This is a genomic window from Simplicispira sedimenti, assembly GCF_022760965.1.
GTDB classification, from domain to species: Bacteria; Pseudomonadota; Gammaproteobacteria; order Burkholderiales; family Burkholderiaceae_C; genus Simplicispira; species Simplicispira sedimenti.
The window spans coordinates 1-15,627 of sequence record NZ_JAKVIJ010000004.1 but is presented as its reverse complement, the minus strand read 5'-3'; the positions used below and the strand labels follow the sequence as shown (position 1 = coordinate 15,627).

Here is a 15,627-nt window from a genome sequence, read left to right as displayed (position 1 = left end):
GTGCTGTACGCCGCGCGCACCACCATGCAGCACCCTGTGGCCCCGAGCGTGCACGCGGCGCCCTGGGTGCGCCATGCTGGTGCGCCAGCGACGGGTGCACGCAGCGCGCGGTGGGCTTTGAACAGGCGGCTAGAGGCTGGCCTGCACCATGCGCTGCAGTTGCGGCACGCAGGAGCCGCACTGCGTGCCGCAGCCCAACCCGTCCTTGAGCTGCTGCAGGCGCTGGGCCGCATCGCCGGTGCAGCGTTGCAGTGTGTCGGTGATGGTGTTCTCCGCCACACCCACGCAAGAGCACACGGTGGCGCCGCGGCTGGCCACCTGCACGGGGGGCTGGGCACCGGGTTGCAGCAGGGCGCGGCGCAGGGGCTGGGCGTTCTGGCGCTCTTGCAGCAGCGGCGCGATCCAGGCCTGGGCGCGCACGTCGCCTGCCAGCACCATGCCTTGCAGCAACTGTGTACTGCCTTCGCCCTGGAGCAGTGCGCGGCGCCACTGGCCACGGCGTGCATCCTGGTAGTGCAGTGCACCGGGGGCGTGCACGCCCAGGATCTGGGCGATGCGCTCGAGCAGCGCCGTCTCCACCGCCTGGTGCGCGGCGGCGCGCAGTTGCAGGCCTACGCCGGTTTCGGGGCGGCCAAACAGGGTGCAACTGGCAAACGGGAAGGCGGCCATCAGGCCCTCCAGCGTCTGGCGTGCCAGGTGCACCTGGGCCAGCGGCAGCCAGGCCTGGGCCCACACGCCCCAGGGCAGTTCGGCCTTGAGCACCTTGATGGCCGCGTGCTTGAGCTCGGGCTGGAGCGACTGCGGGCAGCGCGCCGCTGTGGTCAGTGCGTTCACGCCCGCCAGGCGCTTGCCGGTGCTGCTGGCGCCGCCCAGCACCTCGTCGCCCCAGTGCATGGCCATGAACACCTGGCCGCTGCGCAGGCCTTCGCCCGGCTGCACCGGCGCCAGCACGGTGCCCCGGCGGCTGGTGAGGTAGGCCAGCTCGCCGGGCGCCAGGCCCAGCCGGTCCATGTCTTCGCGGGCCATTTGCGCCACGGGCTCGCTCGCGTGGGCCCACAGGCTTTCCACGGTGCCGCTGCGGCTCATGCCGTGCCATTGGTCGCGCAGGCGGCCGGTGATCAACGCAAAGGGGTAGCGTGCATCGGTGGGCTCGGCCACGGTGCCGGGCTGGGGCAGCACAAAGCGGGCGCGGCCATCGGGCGTGGCAAAGCGGCCGTCGGTGTACAGGCGCGCGCTGCCCTGGGCCTGGCCCTGGGGGTAGGGCCATTGCTGCGGGGCGGCTTCCAGTTGTGTCCAGCTCAGGCCGGTGATGTCCAGGTCGCGCCCGCGCGTGCTTTCGCGGTGCTCGTTCCAGATGGCCTCGGGGCCGTCGTAGGGGAACAGGCTGGGCAGGTGGGCGCGCGTGGGCAGCAGGGGCTGCACGCGCCGCGCCACTTCGGTGACGATGCGCCAGTCCGCCCAGGCCTGGCCGGGCGCCGCCACCGCAGCGCGCACGCGGCTGATGCGGCGCTCGCTGTTGGTCACGGTACCTTCTTTTTCGCCCCAGGTGGCGGCGGGCAGCAACAGGTCGGCATAGCGTGCGGTGGCCGTGGTGGCATAGGCGTCCTGCAGCACCACGAACTCAGCACGCTGCAGGGCGCGGCGCACCAGGGTTTGGTCGGGCAGGCTGTGCGCTGGGTTGGTGCAGGCAATCCACAGCAGCTTGATCTGGCCGTCGGCAGCGGCCTCGAACAGCTCCACCGCCGCCTTGCCGGGCGTGGCGGGCACCTCGGGCACGCCCCACAGGGCGGCCACTTCGGCGCGGTGCTGCGGGTCGGCCAGGTTGCGGTGGGCGCTGAGTTGGTTGGCCAGTGCGCCCACCTCGCGCCCGCCCATGGCGTTGGGCTGGCCGGTGAGCGAGAACGGCCCCGCGCCAGGCTTGCCGATCTGGCCGCAGGCCAGGTGCAGGTGGATGAGGGCGGTGTTGTTGTCGGTGCCGCGCACCGACTGGTTCAGGCCCTGGCAATACAGGCTGAGCGTGGGGTTGCGGCCGGCAGGGCCTGCGTCCACGCCCGCAAACCAGCGTGCGGCCTGCAGTAGCTCGGCCGGGGCAATGCCGCAGTGCTGCTGCACGGCGGCGGGTGTGGCGTGCTGCACCTGGGCGGCCAGGGCGTCCCAGCCCTGGGTGTGCGCGGCGATGAAGGCCTGGTCCACCCAGCCTTGCTCCAGCATGCAGCGCAGCATGCCGTGGTACAGCCACACGTCCGAGCCCGGTTGCAGCGCCAGGTGCAGGTCGGCCAGCTCGGCGGTATCGGTGCGGCGCGGGTCGCACACGATGATGCGCAACCGCGGGTTGGCGCGCTTGGCGTCTTCGATGCGCCGGAACACGATGGGGTGCGCCCAGGCCGGGTTGGCGCCGGTGATGAACAGCGTGGCCGCGTGGGCCAGGTCTTCGTAGCAGGCCGGGGGCGCGTCGGCGCCCAGCGTGGCCTTGTAGCCCGCCACGGCGCTGCTCATGCACAGGCGTGAGTTGGTGTCGATCTGGTTGGTGCCCAGCAGCCCTTTGGCGAACTTGTTGAAGACGTAGTAGTCCTCGGTGAGCAGTTGGCCCGAGACGTACAGGCCCACGGCATCGGCGCCATGCTGCTGCACGGTGGCGGCGATGCGCTGGCCCAGGGTGTCCAGCGCCTGGTCCCAGGCCAGCGGCAGCGCCGCGCCACCGCGCTGTGCGCGCTGCAGGGGTTGCAGCAGGCGCACCTGGTCCTGCACTTCGGGGCGGGCCGTGAGGTGCAGGGTCGAGCCCTTGGAGCACAGCCGCCCGAAGTTGGCGGGGTGCTCCGGGTCGCCGCGCACGCGGGTGATGCGGCCGCCCTCGCTGTCGATGAGTACGCCGCAGCCCACGCCGCAGTAGGGGCAGGTGGAGCGGGTGGTGGCGGCCTGCGTCATGCCACTGCAGCGCGCAAGGCGGGCCCGGCCAGCGGGCGGGTTTCGGTCAGGGCGCGGTGGGCCAGCTCGTCGGCGTCCAGGTACACGGCGCCGTCTTCCAGCTTGACCTGGAAGCTGGGCGTGCAGCCCTCGTCGGGCGCAGCGGCCTGGCCGTCGCACAGGCCGATGGTCCAGTTGTGCAGCGGGCAGGCCACACTCTTGCCAAACACGATGCCCTGGCTCAGCGGGCCGCCCTTGTGTGGGCAGCGGTCCAGCAGGGCAAACACCTCGTCCGTGGCGGTGCGGAACACGGCCACCTCCAGACCCTGCGCGCGCGTGACGCGGCGGGCGCCCAGCACGGGGATGTCTTCGAGCTTGCAGATGTATTTCCACTGTGTCATTGCTATACCTTTTGTAGCTGTTTGCGCTTGTCAATAAAGGGCTGGGGCCACTTTTTGCTTAAAAAATGGAGGGCGGTGGCTTCAGGCCACGGCAATGGGGATGAACTGGCGTGCATCGACCCGCGCCTTTTCGCCTTCGAACCAGGGGTCGGGCTCGCCCTCCAGTGCCGCCTGCAGCCGCGCCCACAGGGCCTTGCGGTTGGCGTGGTCTTCGAGCACCTTTTTCTTGGCGTAGTCCAGGCCCACGCGGGCGATGTAGTGCACCGTGCGCTCCAGGTACCAGCCCTCTTCGCGGTAGAGCTGCAGGAAGGCGCCGCTGACTTCCAGCACCTCTTCGGCGGTCTTCACCTTGGTGAAGAAGTGCGCCACCTCGGTCTTGATGCCGCCGTTGCCGGCCACGTAGATTTCCCAGCCCGAGTCCACGCCGATCACGCCCACGTCCTTGATGCCGCTTTCGGCGCAGTTGCGTGGGCAGCCGCTGACGGCGAGCTTGACCTTGTGCGGTGCGTACATGCGCCACAGCGCGCGCTCCAGGTCGCGGCCCATCTGGGTGCTGTCCTGCGTGCCAAAGCGGCACCATTCGCTGCCCACGCAGGTCTTCACGGTGCGCAGGCTCTTGCCGTAGGCGTGGCCGCAGGGCATGCCGATGTCGTTCCACACGCCCTGCAGGTCTTCCTTCTTCACGCCCAGCAGGTCGATGCGCTGGCCGCCCGTGACCTTGACGGCCGGGATCTTGTACTTGTCCACCACGTCGGCAATGCGGCGCAGTTCGTCGGCCGTGGTCTCGCCCGCCCACATGCGCGGCACCACGCTGTAGGTGCCGTCTTTCTGGATGTTGGCGTGGCTGCGCTCGTTGATGGCGCGGCTTTGCGGGTCGTCCAGCGCCTCCTTGGGCCAGGTGCTGATGAGGTAGTAGTTGACGGCCGGGCGGCAGGTGGGGCAGCCGTTGGGTGTCTTCCACTCCATGAAGGCGAACACTTCCTCCTTGGACAGCAGCTTGTTGGTGCGGATCGCGTCGCGCACGGCCTGGTGGCCGTGGTCGGTGCAGGCGCACACGGGCTTGGTCTTGGGCGTGGCGGAATAGTCGCCGCCTACCGTGGCCATCAAAATCTGCTCGACCAGGCCGGTGCACGAGCCGCAGCTGGCGCTGGCCTTGGTGTGCTTGCGCACCTCGTCCAGCGTGAACAGGCCTTTTTCCTTGATGGCCTTGCAGATGGTGCCCTTGGTCACGCCGTTGCAGCCGCAGACCTCGGCTTCATCGGGCATGCTGGCGGCCTTGTTCTGGCCTGCGTGGCCGCTGTCGCCGATGTTGCTCTCGCCGAACATCAGCTTGTCGCGCAGGTCGCTCACGGGGCGACCGTCGCGCAGCAGCTTGAAGTACCAGCTCCCGTCCACGGTGTTGCCGTACAGGCAGGCGCCCACGAGCTTGTCGTCCTTGAGCACCAGCTTTTTGTACAGCCCGGCGCCGGGGTCGCTCATCACGATTTCCTCGGTGCCCTCGCCGCCCATGAAGTCGCCCGCAGAGAACAGATCAATGCCCGTGACCTTGAGCTTGGTGGACGTGAGCGAGCCCTGATAGCGCCCAATACCGAACTCCGCCAGGTGGTTGGCCGCCACCTTGCCCTGCTCGAACAGCGGCGCCACCAGGCCGTAGGCCACGCCGCGGTGCTCGGCACATTCGCCCACGGCGTAGATGCGCGCGTCGGTGGTGGTCTGCATGGTGTCGTTCACAACGATGCCGCGGTTCACGTGCAGGCGCATGTTCTGCGCCAGCGCCACGTTGGGGCGGATGCCCACGGCCATCACCACCAGGTCGGCGCTCACCTCGGAGCCGTCCTTGAAGCGCACGGCGCGCACGCGCCCGGCATCGTCGGCCAGCAGCTCCTGCGTCTGCGCCTTCATCAGGAACTGCATGCCGCGTTCCTGCAGTGCCTTCTGCAGCATCTTGCCCGCCACATCGTCGAGCTGGCGCTCCATCAGCCATTCGCTGGCGTGCACCACCGCCACCTGCATGCCGCGCTTGCACAGCCCGTTGGCAGCCTCCAGGCCCAGCAGGCCGCCGCCAATGACCACGGCGTGCTTGTAGTGCGCGGCCGCGTCGATCATGGCCTGCGTGTCGGCAATGTCGCGGTAGGCCAGCACGCCCTGCAGGTCCTTGCCCGGAATGGGCAGCATGAAGGGGTTGGAGCCCGTGGCCATGATGAGCCGGTCGTAGGGCACGCTCACCGTCTCGCCCGCCGCATTGGTGGCGTGCACCATGCGCCGCGTGCGGTCCACCTGCGTCACCGTGTAGCCTGCGTGCAGGGTGATGTGGTGATCCTCGTACCAGGACCAGTCGTTGAGGACGATCTGCTCCAGCGTCTGCTCGCCCGCCAGCACCGGCGACAGCAGGATGCGGTTGTAGTTGGGGTGGGGCTCGGCACCGAAGACGGTGATGTCGTACAGGTCGGGTGCGATCTTGAGCAGTTCTTCGAGTGTGCGCACCCCCGCCATGCCGTTGCCCACCATCACCAGTTTCGATTTCTTCATCGTGCCCTCGCGCGTTGCTTGTCCAGAAAGCGGCGGGCCTTGCTGGCGCGCCGTGCCTGCGGCCCTGGGGGCCACACACACAGGTCAATGCAACGACCGTGCCAACACGCTCGCGCCCCGCTTTGGCGCGGCGGCTCCAGGGCTGGGCAAGGGGTTGGGGCGGTGATCGCGCGAGTCGTGCCCGCAGGCTTGGACCACGCAGGCGCTGTTTTGGTGCATGCGCCGCTGCATTGCACCAGGGCGGGGGCAGGCTCCTAGCGATGCATTTTTTCCGCCACTACCATCACGATAATGGTGCAGTAGCCCGCAGCGACCAGGCTCATCAGCACCGCAGGCCACCACTTTCTGCTTTCTCGTGCGCTGCTGGCCATATGCAGCCATTCCGAAGCGGCATCGCCAAAGCTCAGGTGCTCAGCGCAATCCAGTGGTTGTCGGGCGACATCTCCTGTGGCCAGGCCAGCATGGCCGGGGCCAGGCGCGGGTGCCACAGGGCCACTCCGCGCGCTGCGCCCAGCAGCACGCCGCCGGGCTGGTCGGTCAAGGGCAGGGGGCTGAGCGCGCAGACCTCGCGCAGCTCGGCAATCGTCATCAGGGTGTCGGGCGCGTCGGGGTGCCACAGCACGCCCCGGCCCACGCGCTGGCCGCTGATCACAAAGCCGCCGCCCGGCCCCGGGGCAATGTCGCCTGCGTAGCCGCCCGCCGTGGCGGTGCGCGTGGGGATGCGCAGCTCCTTGCCGTCCCACAGTGCCAGCGCGGGCGCGGCGCGGCGCTGGTCGATGTCGTCGTGCTCGGCCTGCAGGGCCACGCCCAGCAGTGGCTGCTCCCCTGTGCTCCAGGCCAGGTGGCGAATGCTCAGGCGCGGGTCCGCCAGGCGCCACTGGCCCAGCAGTTCGCCATTGGCGGGGTTCAGGCGTACCAAGGATGGGGCCATCAGGTGCAGGTCGCGCTTGTCACCCTTGGCCGTGCGCGGAATGCCGCCATTGGCCACTACCAGCATGCCTTGCGTATCGGGCAGGAGCTGGTGCGGGTCCATGCCCTGCGTGGCCCACTGCGCCACCTTGGACAGGGTGCGGGCGTCGCGCACCGACACCCAGCCCTGGCCGGAATTGCGGTCGGTTTCGGTGGTGTACAGCCACTGCCCGTCGTTGCTGGCCATGATGTGGCCGTCAAAGCTGTGCGCCGGGGTCTCCTGGTCCAGCCAGTGCTGCTGCACCAGCTTGCCCTGCGCGTCCAGGCGCATCAGCCAGCGGCCTGGGCGGCTGGCAATGGCCAGGAAGCCGCCGCCCGCCTCGGCCAGCAGGCCATGCGCCCGGCCTTGCACCGGTGTGGCCTGGGCAATGCGCACCTGGCCAGCGGTCCAGTCCAGGTGCAATACCCCCACGTAGTCGGTGGTGCTGGCAGCGTCGGCACCCGCGCTGCGGGCACGCCAGGCGGCGGCCAGGCGGGCGGTGGGGGCGATTGGTGCCGCACTGGATTCGGGGCTGGATGCGGCCGCCATGCGGGCCCAGGCGCTGGGCGGCAGGGCAGCGGCGCCCAACAGCAGTGCGGCGCGTTGCAGGAAAGGGCGGCGAGAAAGTGACATGGCAGACGCTGCGAATAAGAATGCATATCATTTTATTCCATGCTGCCACTGGGTGGGGGGCAAAGCAAAAGCCCGCAGGCAGGGCCAGCGGGCTTTGGGGGGCGTTCAGTCTGCGGCCTGAACGCCGGGGGCTGCAAGCGCTTAGCTGCGCTCGCCCGTGGCAATGCCGTGGGCACGCATGGCGATGGCACCGTTGGCGCGCACTGCAGGGCGCTCCAGAACGCTGGGGGTCTTGGCGTAGCGGTCGGCGGGAGGGCCGTCGTTGAAGCTGGGCAGAGCCTTGCGGCCTTCGGCGCGCACTTCGGCGACGCTGCGCACCGATTGCACCTTGGATTCGAAGTCGGTGCCGTACAGGTCGCCGTTGAGTTCAGCGGCCTGGGCGCCCAGGGTAGCGAAAGCGGACAGGGCTGCGATGGTGAGGATGCGTGCGGTTTGCATGATGGTTTCCTTGATCAAAAGTGACTCCAAAGGTGCTCCGGCAAAGGCCATCGGGTGATTGCTGGAGCTCTGTCGCTGAGTTGCGCGGTAGCGTTGGGCTCATCGATGGGGTGAACTGTACGCCTGCAAAGACCACAAAAAAACTGCCCAGTCGTTAATTGACTATTCCGGTTTTAAGAATAATCGTCGGGTCGGCAGCGTGTTGTCTCTCGAAGATCCCTGCCGTTGTCATGCAGGCGCTACAGGCCCGCCATGTGCGCTGCACCTCGGGCTGCCACGGCTTGCAATCCGCTGCGGCTTGGGCTGAAATGAATGCCTGAACCATCACCCTTGAAGGGGCTACCGAGTATGACCACCGTTGCAGAAATTCTCAAATCCAAATCACACGCTGCGGTGTACAGCGTGGCACCCCAAGACAGCGTGTTCCAGGCCTTGCGCACCATGGCCGAGAAGGAGGTAGGGGCGCTGCTCGTGCTCGATGGCGGCACGATCGCAGGCATCTTCACCGAGCGCGACTACGCCCGAAAGCTGGCCCTGCGCGGGCGTACCTCCATGGACACGCCGGTGCGCGACGTGATGACCGCCTCTGTGCTCTGCGTGCGCCCCAACCAGACCAGCGAGCAGTGCATGCAGATCATGACCGGCAAGCGCCTGCGCCACCTGCCCGTGGTGGAAGAGGACGGCAGGCTGCTGGGCATGATCTCCATCGGTGACCTGGTCAAGGACATCATCTCCGAGCAGAAATTCATCATCGAGCAGCTGGAGCACTACATCACCGGTAGGGGGAGGTAGGGCAGGGCACAACCCCCTGAGCGGCTGCGCCGCTTCCCCCTTCTCTCGAATTGCTGCGCAATTCGGGAAGGGGGACGCCACCAGCGCCTGGACTCGGAGCACTGGCGGCCCTTGCGCGGCGGCTGCTGGCGTGGGCCGCGCCAGGCTCATTGGCCGTGAGCATTGTTTCGCGCCGAAGATGCAAAAGGCCCTGGCTGCACGCAGCCAGGGCCTTTGTGCGAGTCCCGGTCACGCCGCCTTTTCGACGTGCCCCTGGCGCGTGTACAGGAAGTCGATCACCGCCTTGCGGTAGTTCACATAGCGTGCGTCCTCGGCCAGTTCCACGCGCGAGCGCGGGCGGGGCAAATCCACGTGCAGCACTTCGCCGATGGTCGCGGCCGGGCCGTTGGTCATCATCACGATCTTGTCGGACAGCAGCACGGCCTCGTCCACGTCGTGCGTCACCATCACCACCGTGCTCTGCGTGCGCACCACGATCTCCAGCAGCTCGTCCTGCAGCTTGGCGCGCGTCAGCGCGTCGAGCGCGCCGAAGGGCTCGTCCATCAGCAGCACCTGCGGCTCCATCGACAGCGCCCGGGCAATGCCCACGCGCTGCTTCATGCCGCCCGAGATTTCGCCGGGGCGCTTCTGGCCCGCGTGCGTCAGGCCCACCAGGGCCAGGGCGGCGTCGGTGCGCGCCTTGAGCTGCGCCTTGCCCTCGCGGGCGCCGAACACGCGCTCCACGGCCAGGTAGATGTTGTCGAAGCAGGTGAGCCAGGGTAGCAGCGAGTGGTTCTGGAACACCACGGCGCGCTCCGGCCCGGGGCCCTTGATCTCCTTGTTGGCGCACAGCAGCGCGCCGTTGGTGGGCGTGGTGAGCCCGGCGATCAGGTTCAGCAGCGTGGACTTGCCGCAGCCCGAGTGCCCGATGAGGGCCACGAACTCGCCCTTGGCGATGGTCAGGTTGATCTCGCGCAGCGCCGGGAACAGGCCCTTGGCGGTGCGGAAGGTCTGCTCCACGCCCTGGACTTCGATGAACTTGGTGGACAGCGATGCGTTCATGATTTCACTTCCTCGAATGTGAAGGCGGTTGCCAGCTTGACCAGGGCCGCTTCGAGCAGCAGCCCGACGATGCCGATCACGAAGATGGCGATGATGATGTTCTTGACGTTGAGGTTGTTCCACTCGTCCCACACCCAGAAGCCAATGCCCACGCCGCCCGTCAGCATCTCGGCCGCAACGATCACCAGCCACGCCGTGCCCACGGCCAGGCGCACGCCGGTCAGCATGTAGGGCAGCACCGAGGGGAACAGGATCTTGGTGAGCACCTTCCACTCGCTCAGGTTGAGCACGCGGGCCACGTTCAGGTAGTCCTGCGGCACGCGCTGCACGCCCACGGCGGTGTTGATGATCATGGGCCAGATGGAGCAGATGAAGATGGTCCAGATGGCGGCAGGGTTCGCGCCCTTGAACACCAGCAACCCGATGGGCAGCCACGCCAGCGGCGATACCGGCCGCAGCAGGCTGATGAGCGGGTTGAACATGCGCGACAGAAACGCAAAGCGCCCGATGGCAAACCCCGCCGGAATGCCCACCAGCGCCGCCAGCCCAAAGCCCACGGCCACGCGCTCCAGCGAGGCCAGCACGTTCCAGCCCACGCCCTGGTCGTTGGGGCCGTTGCGGTAGAACGGGTTGCTGAACACCTCCACTGCCTGCAACCAGGTCTCGTAGGGCGTGGGAATGCTGCGGCCCGTGCTGGCCGACACCAGCGCCCACAGCCCCACCAGCAGCCCCAGGCCCAGCACGGGCGGCAGCACCTTCTGCCAAAAGGCGCGCGAAAGCGCACCAGCGTCGCGCTGGGCCAGGGCGGGTGCTGCGGGTGGATTTAAGGTTTTTTGGGCTTTAGCGCCCGTAGATAGGGCGCTAGTAGCTATGCTTTTAGTAGCATCGGATGCTTTGGCTGGCGTGGGTTCCAGCGGTGCATGAAAAACGGCGCTGACCATGGTGATCTCCGGTGGGTCGAAAGTGGTAGATGGCGAAAGCCGTGGTTTCAGGCCTTGATCTTGAAACCGTCGGCGTACTTGGCGGGGTCCTTGCCGTCCCACACCACGCCGTCGATCAGCTTGCTGGTGCGCAGCACGTCCTTGGGCACGCTGATCTTCATGGCGCTGGCGACCGACTTGTACAGGTCCACCTGGTTCACCTGCTTGGCCACGGCCAAGTAATCCGGGTGGCTCTTGAGCAGGCCCCAGCGCTTGTGCTGGGTGAGGAACCACATGCCGTCCGACAGGTAGGGGAAGTTCACCGCACCATCGTTGAAGAACTTCATGTGGTTCGGGTCGTCCCAGGTCTTGCCCAGGCCGTTCTGGTAACGGCCCAGGATGCGCTGGTTGATCGCATCCACGCTGGTGTTCACGTAGGCCTTGCCAGCCACCGTCTCGGCCATCTTGGTCTTGTTCGACAGGCTCGCGTCGATCCAGCGGCTCGCCTCCAGCACCGCCATCATCACGGCGCGCGTGGTGTTGGGGTACTTTTTCACAAACTCGGCCGAGGTGCCCAGCACCTTCTCGGGATGGTCTTGCCAGATGTCCTGCGTGGTGTTGGCCGTGATGCCGATGCCATCCATGATGGCGCGGTGGTTCCAGGGCTCGCCCACGCAGAAGCCATCCATGTTGCCCACGCGCATGTTGGCCACCATCTGCGGTGGCGGCACGGTGATCAGCTTGGCGCCCGACAACGGGTTGATGCCCGCCGCCGCCAGCCAGTAGTGCATCCACATCGCGTGCGTGCCCGTGGGGAAGGTGCCCGCGAAGGTGTATTCGCGCTTCTCCTTGGCCATCAGCGCCGCGAGCGAGGGGCCGTCCACGGCACCCTTGTCGGCCAGGGCCTTGGAGAGCGTGATCGCCTGGCCGTTGTGGTTGAGGGACATGAGCACCGCCATGTCCTTCTTGGGGCCCGCCGTGCCCAGGTGCACGCCGTACACCAGGCCATATAGCACATGGGCAAAGTCCAGCTCGCCATTCACCAGCTTGTCGCGCACACCGGCCCACGATGCCTCCTTGGTGGGGATGATGGTCACGCCGTACTTCTTGTCGAAGCCCAGCACCGAGGCCATCACCACGCTGGCGCAGTCGGTCAGCGGAATGAAGCCGATCTTCACCTCCTTCTTCTCGGGCGCGTCCGAGCCCTGGGCGTGCACAAGCGCGCGCAGCGCGGGGCTCACGCCCACGGCGCCCACGGTGGCGGCCTGCAACACGGTGCGGCGGTTGAGGCTGGTTTTCAGAACATCGGTCATGGGGCTCCCCTTGCATCGTGAAAAACAAAAAAAGGCGTCCTCACGCTGCGCACGCCAGCCAGGGGCCGCATGCGCAGGGTGGGGACGCCTTTGTCCGGTAACAGGCGGCAGCCACCCGCCGTTGGGTGGCGCCGCCGTGGTGACCCTGTGGGGGGTCTGCCAGCATCAATGCAAAGCGCGTGCCAGGTTTTGAAAGCTGCAGTTTGCTATCAAATTGAGAGCTGCAGGCGCAATTTAGAAGAGCGCCAGAGGCCGATTCGGCTTAAAGCGATGCAGGATGGAGTGCACCGGTGTTGTGCGGTGCACCAAGGCGGCGCGGAGGTGTGGTGCGCGAGGTGGGTAGGCGCTGGCACCCTCTGTGGGGTACCAACGTGGCCGCAAGGACCAAGGACTGGTTTGCAGGGATTGCAGCCAGTCATCCTCTGGCGCTGCGTGACTGGTCTCGGCCAGGAGCGGCCTGTGGCGGCAGATGAAAGCAGACTTTCAACGAATAAGGTAAGCCGCCCGCCTTTAGCGGGTCGGCTTAAGCGCCGGGTTAGCCCCAACGTTGGCTACTTCATGATGCAGTTTTAATTGCATTTTTCTCGGTATTTCTCAAGTACGCGGTCTTTTGAAAGCATGTAATCATCCACATAAATTCGACCTTCTCGATCTTGCCGTGGATAATAAACATCCTTGAATCCATATGATCCGATGTCACCTACGATGACATCACCCTTAGATGGATCGTATCCGCCGTACCATTCAAGGAGATAAAAGCCACGAGGGCCATCTGCTATGAAATAGCTACGACAGCCAGATTGATACAGAACAACTACAGCCTTTTCAGCGAGTGCATTCAAAGACAAGAGTCCAAGCAACGCACCAAAAATAACATATCGAATTCGGAACACGCGGACTCCTCTTTTTGCTAACGTCTGAATTAAGCCGCGCCGCGTAGCGGCGTCGGCTTGAGTGAACGGTTATGCCATAGGCGGATCACGACCGACATTTCCTTCATACTTTTCCAAAACCCCAGATAGCCTTCGAAACTCAGAATCCTTTTTCTCTTGGCTCCAAACTTCGTCATCTTCTATTGAGTAGATGCGCTGATGGAACAGGTGGATCATCGCGTCGGCTGGCTCCAGGCTCGTCACGAAGTGAACCCAGTGGCCCGGTTGATCTTCATATTCATTGCTGTAGTCGCCATCTAGAAATGGGAGCGCAATGCCTTGGAACAGGTTCCTTAGCATCTTGGCTGCGGCCAGTAGATCGGTACTACTGTCAATTGAGTTTGCAGCAACCTCGGCTAGCCCAGCAGCAACAGCGATTTTACCGACAATTGCCTCATCGGAGTTCCAGTAAATGTGCGAAGTGTATGTGCAGTGGAGAAATTCGTCATCTTTCAAAAGCCGCTTTCGAATCTCCTCATCAATGCACTTCACATTGTCGGGTTTTAAAACTGTTGATATACGATGAGAGCAAGGCCAGAGTTCGTAGGCGCGCTGAAATAGAGAATTTTGATCAACTTTCCGACCGAATCTGTAAGCGCGAATAATCTCTGCGACAAATTCTGCTCTTTCTAGGAATGAAGGATACGTGCTTGTCATGTGTGTGCTCGGTGCGGCCTCAAGGTATAACGCATAAAGTAAGCCGGCCGTCGCAGGCGGATCGGCTTGACTGCTGGGTTATGCCTCGGCCTTGAATGGCATACCTGAAGCATTGCATAGCTTCTCCAAGTTTTCCGCAAAATATCCGAGTGGTTGAATCCCTGCTGTTGATTCGTAACTCTCGTTCCCAAATTCCCGCCATGTCTCGATTTTGTTGTGCGCTACAGCGAACAACATGACGCCAAAGGTTGTAGGTGTAACGTTAAGGAATGGCATGGTTTTGTCGCCAATCGTATGGCTGTTGTACTCGAACTGAGAGAGGAGACCGAGCCGATGTAGAACGGTTAAATCACGGTCATACGGAAGCCGCCTTTGGCTCAATTCCAGTCCATTCATGAAGATATGCCAAGCTTGGACATCTGCGCTTTTCGCAACGTTTATCGACTTGCCACTTTGATTAAGTAGCCCTTGCCAAGCCTTGTATATGACATAGTGCAGTTCAAGTTGTCGCGCTGACATCGCTTTGATGGTATCGACGTAGTGAACGACTCCATCATCTTTTCCGTCTTCGCTGCGCGCAGCAGCGAGCATGCCACCAAAGTATTCAGCGCAGACTTCGTCTTCAGTGATTGCGCCATTCCAAAGTACATCGCGGGCTGCACGGATGTTTACCTTTTTTCCGTCGTCCGGGTTATCCACCTTCTTTGAAGCTATCTCGACAATCTTGTCTCGCCCCTTTACGTAGAGTTTGTTAATGTCGTCGCCCATGGTTGCAAGGGCTGTACCAAATAGTTTTGTTCCGATGTAGCCACCAACGGCAATAGCTGAAGTAACGACAATCTCTTCCCCGGCCATTAATTTATCTCCCGAAATATGAGCTTGTGGAATATCGGCCAATGGCGCGATTAGAGGCATAACGTTCGATTTCAGCGGCTGCCGAAGGCAGTCCGCTGCAATGACGGGTTGGACGGCTGTTCACGGTTCCCAAATGTTTGCGGTCTTCGCGTCGAAGAGGTGCAATTTCGGATGGAACTTGCCTTTAATTGATTCCATGTGCGCTGCATCCGCCTCGGAATACACGCCAACATATATGCTCCAAAGTTTTGGTGGCTGTTTTGAACCGAATTTGGCCGCCTTGTTGATCGCCTCGATGATGTGCTCATCGTAGGGGCCGAAATTGAAGCCGAATGTCACGAGTGATCCGTCGGCGGCACATAGCCTGTCGTAGCACGTCGAAAGATAGCGGTTGTGGCGAATGTGCTCCAACTTTTCGTCACCGTTCCCTGCAGTCACGAAGATCGGATAGTTTCCGGACTCGAGCCGTTCGCCAATGTTTTCAAGAAGGTAGGTGCCTTGGTCGTATTGCTCTTTGATTACCTCATGACCCGAATCAAAGAGATGTAGCGCTCCATGCAGGTAGTGAATGTTCTGATCAGCTTGATTTGGCCCCCAAAGAAGGTCAGACCATTCCTGCTCCTCACCTCTACTTGCTTCGACTGGATTCAATAGTTCTCGTCCAAAGCCGTCTATTGGGTTGACTACCCCTTGGCGCATAAGAACCCAGTAGAGCAGGAGGTCGTAGTTTGTTGAATAGATGTGCCCTCCGCTGGCCAAGAACAGACTGAGAAACTTGGCGCACGCTGCTGCCCTTTCTTCTGGCATTTTGTAGACATGCTCGGGATGCAACTCTTTAACGGATTTGAGTAGGCCATCCTTGAGGTGTTGGCTGGCCGCTTTGATCTGTTCCTGAAGCGCTGCTTCAGCACCAAATGCTTTCAGTAAAGCGATCGTGGTGTCGAGCTGGCGCATAACCAGCTCGAAATTTTTCGTCTTGATGGCGCCAAAAAGCTTGTTGATGAGATCGTCGTTTTGCGAGTTCAGAAACGTGTAAAGCGCGTTGTACGAAAAAATGTCTTTGTCGTATGCCATGCTGAAGCCATTGCCAATGAGTAGGGACATCGGCCGTTTCTTCTTCTGCAGATAGTCCACCACCTCGCTGAACTTCATCATCTTTTTCTCCCTTTCCGTGTGAGCCAGTTGGTTCCACAGCCGCCCAACTTATGGTTTATCTGACCAAACACCGGATACCCACAACCGTGGTCGTTAAACAAAGTCGCA

General features: G+C 63.7%; 13 protein-coding genes. 1 reads left to right on the top strand and 12 read right to left on the bottom strand.

Features of this window, described 5'->3' with window-relative positions; translation table 11 throughout:
* Window positions 1-129: 129 nt before the first annotated feature.
* The 5 genes from MJ602_RS05655 to MJ602_RS05635 form a co-directional block, all read right to left on the bottom strand.
* A complete protein-coding gene (locus tag MJ602_RS05655; protein ID WP_243019920.1) occupies window positions 130-2,925 on the bottom strand; it encodes a nitrate reductase in 2,796 nt (931 codons plus the stop codon).
* The gene (gene nirD, locus MJ602_RS05650) at window positions 2,922-3,305 is read right to left on the bottom strand and encodes a nitrite reductase small subunit NirD (protein ID WP_243019919.1); all 384 of its coding nucleotides are present in this window, start codon (window positions 3,303-3,305) and stop codon (window positions 2,922-2,924) included. The genes MJ602_RS05655 and nirD overlap by 4 nt, the downstream gene beginning before the upstream one ends.
* An 81-nt stretch (window positions 3,306-3,386) precedes the next feature.
* Entirely contained in the window at window positions 3,387-5,834 is a 2,448-nt protein-coding gene (gene nirB, locus MJ602_RS05645) for a nitrite reductase large subunit NirB (RefSeq protein ID WP_243019918.1), read from the bottom strand.
* 403 nt (window positions 5,835-6,237) lie between these two features.
* Window positions 6,238-7,416, bottom strand: coding sequence for a DUF1513 domain-containing protein (locus tag MJ602_RS05640; protein WP_243019917.1), 1,179 nt, complete (start codon window positions 7,414-7,416; stop codon window positions 6,238-6,240).
* A 141-nt stretch (window positions 7,417-7,557) separates the two neighbouring features.
* Window positions 7,558-7,854, bottom strand: coding sequence for a DUF4148 domain-containing protein (locus MJ602_RS05635; protein ID WP_162015644.1), 297 nt, complete (start codon window positions 7,852-7,854; stop codon window positions 7,558-7,560).
* A gap of 348 nt (window positions 7,855-8,202) precedes the next feature.
* On the opposite strand from MJ602_RS05635, the gene MJ602_RS05630 reads away from it, so the two are divergent.
* The gene (locus MJ602_RS05630; protein WP_243019916.1) at window positions 8,203-8,646 is read left to right on the top strand and encodes a CBS domain-containing protein; all 444 of its coding nucleotides are present in this window, start codon (window positions 8,203-8,205) and stop codon (window positions 8,644-8,646) included.
* A gap of 228 nt (window positions 8,647-8,874) precedes the next feature.
* Here MJ602_RS05630 and MJ602_RS05625 read toward each other — a convergent pair whose 3' ends face one another.
* From MJ602_RS05625 to MJ602_RS05595, 7 genes are all read right to left on the bottom strand, one after another.
* Window positions 8,875-9,687 (bottom strand): ABC transporter ATP-binding protein, encoded by an 813-nt coding sequence (locus MJ602_RS05625; protein WP_243019915.1) that lies wholly within the window; start codon window positions 9,685-9,687, stop codon window positions 8,875-8,877.
* Entirely contained in the window at window positions 9,684-10,628 is a 945-nt protein-coding gene (gene ntrB / locus MJ602_RS05620; protein WP_243019914.1) for a nitrate ABC transporter permease, read from the bottom strand. The genes MJ602_RS05625 and ntrB overlap by 4 nt, the downstream gene beginning before the upstream one ends.
* Before the next feature lie 47 nt (window positions 10,629-10,675).
* Complete coding sequence (locus tag MJ602_RS05615; protein WP_243019913.1) at window positions 10,676-11,920, bottom strand: CmpA/NrtA family ABC transporter substrate-binding protein; 1,245 nt, start codon at window positions 11,918-11,920, stop codon at window positions 10,676-10,678.
* Between the two features lie 569 nt (window positions 11,921-12,489).
* The gene (locus MJ602_RS05610) at window positions 12,490-12,813 is read right to left on the bottom strand and encodes a hypothetical protein (RefSeq protein WP_243019912.1); all 324 of its coding nucleotides are present in this window, start codon (window positions 12,811-12,813) and stop codon (window positions 12,490-12,492) included.
* Window positions 12,814-12,882: 69 nt separating this feature from the next.
* Window positions 12,883-13,509 carry a hypothetical protein gene (locus tag MJ602_RS05605; RefSeq protein ID WP_243019911.1) on the bottom strand — a complete coding sequence of 209 codons (627 nt, stop codon included), beginning with the start codon at window positions 13,507-13,509 and terminating at the stop codon, window positions 12,883-12,885.
* 78 nt (window positions 13,510-13,587) lie between these two features.
* Window positions 13,588-14,424, bottom strand: coding sequence for a hypothetical protein (locus tag MJ602_RS05600; protein WP_243019910.1), 837 nt, complete (start codon window positions 14,422-14,424; stop codon window positions 13,588-13,590).
* A gap of 60 nt (window positions 14,425-14,484) precedes the next feature.
* A complete protein-coding gene (locus tag MJ602_RS05595) occupies window positions 14,485-15,519 on the bottom strand; it encodes a DUF4917 family protein (RefSeq protein ID WP_243019909.1) in 1,035 nt (344 codons plus the stop codon).
* Window positions 15,520-15,627: the final 108 nt, after the last annotated feature.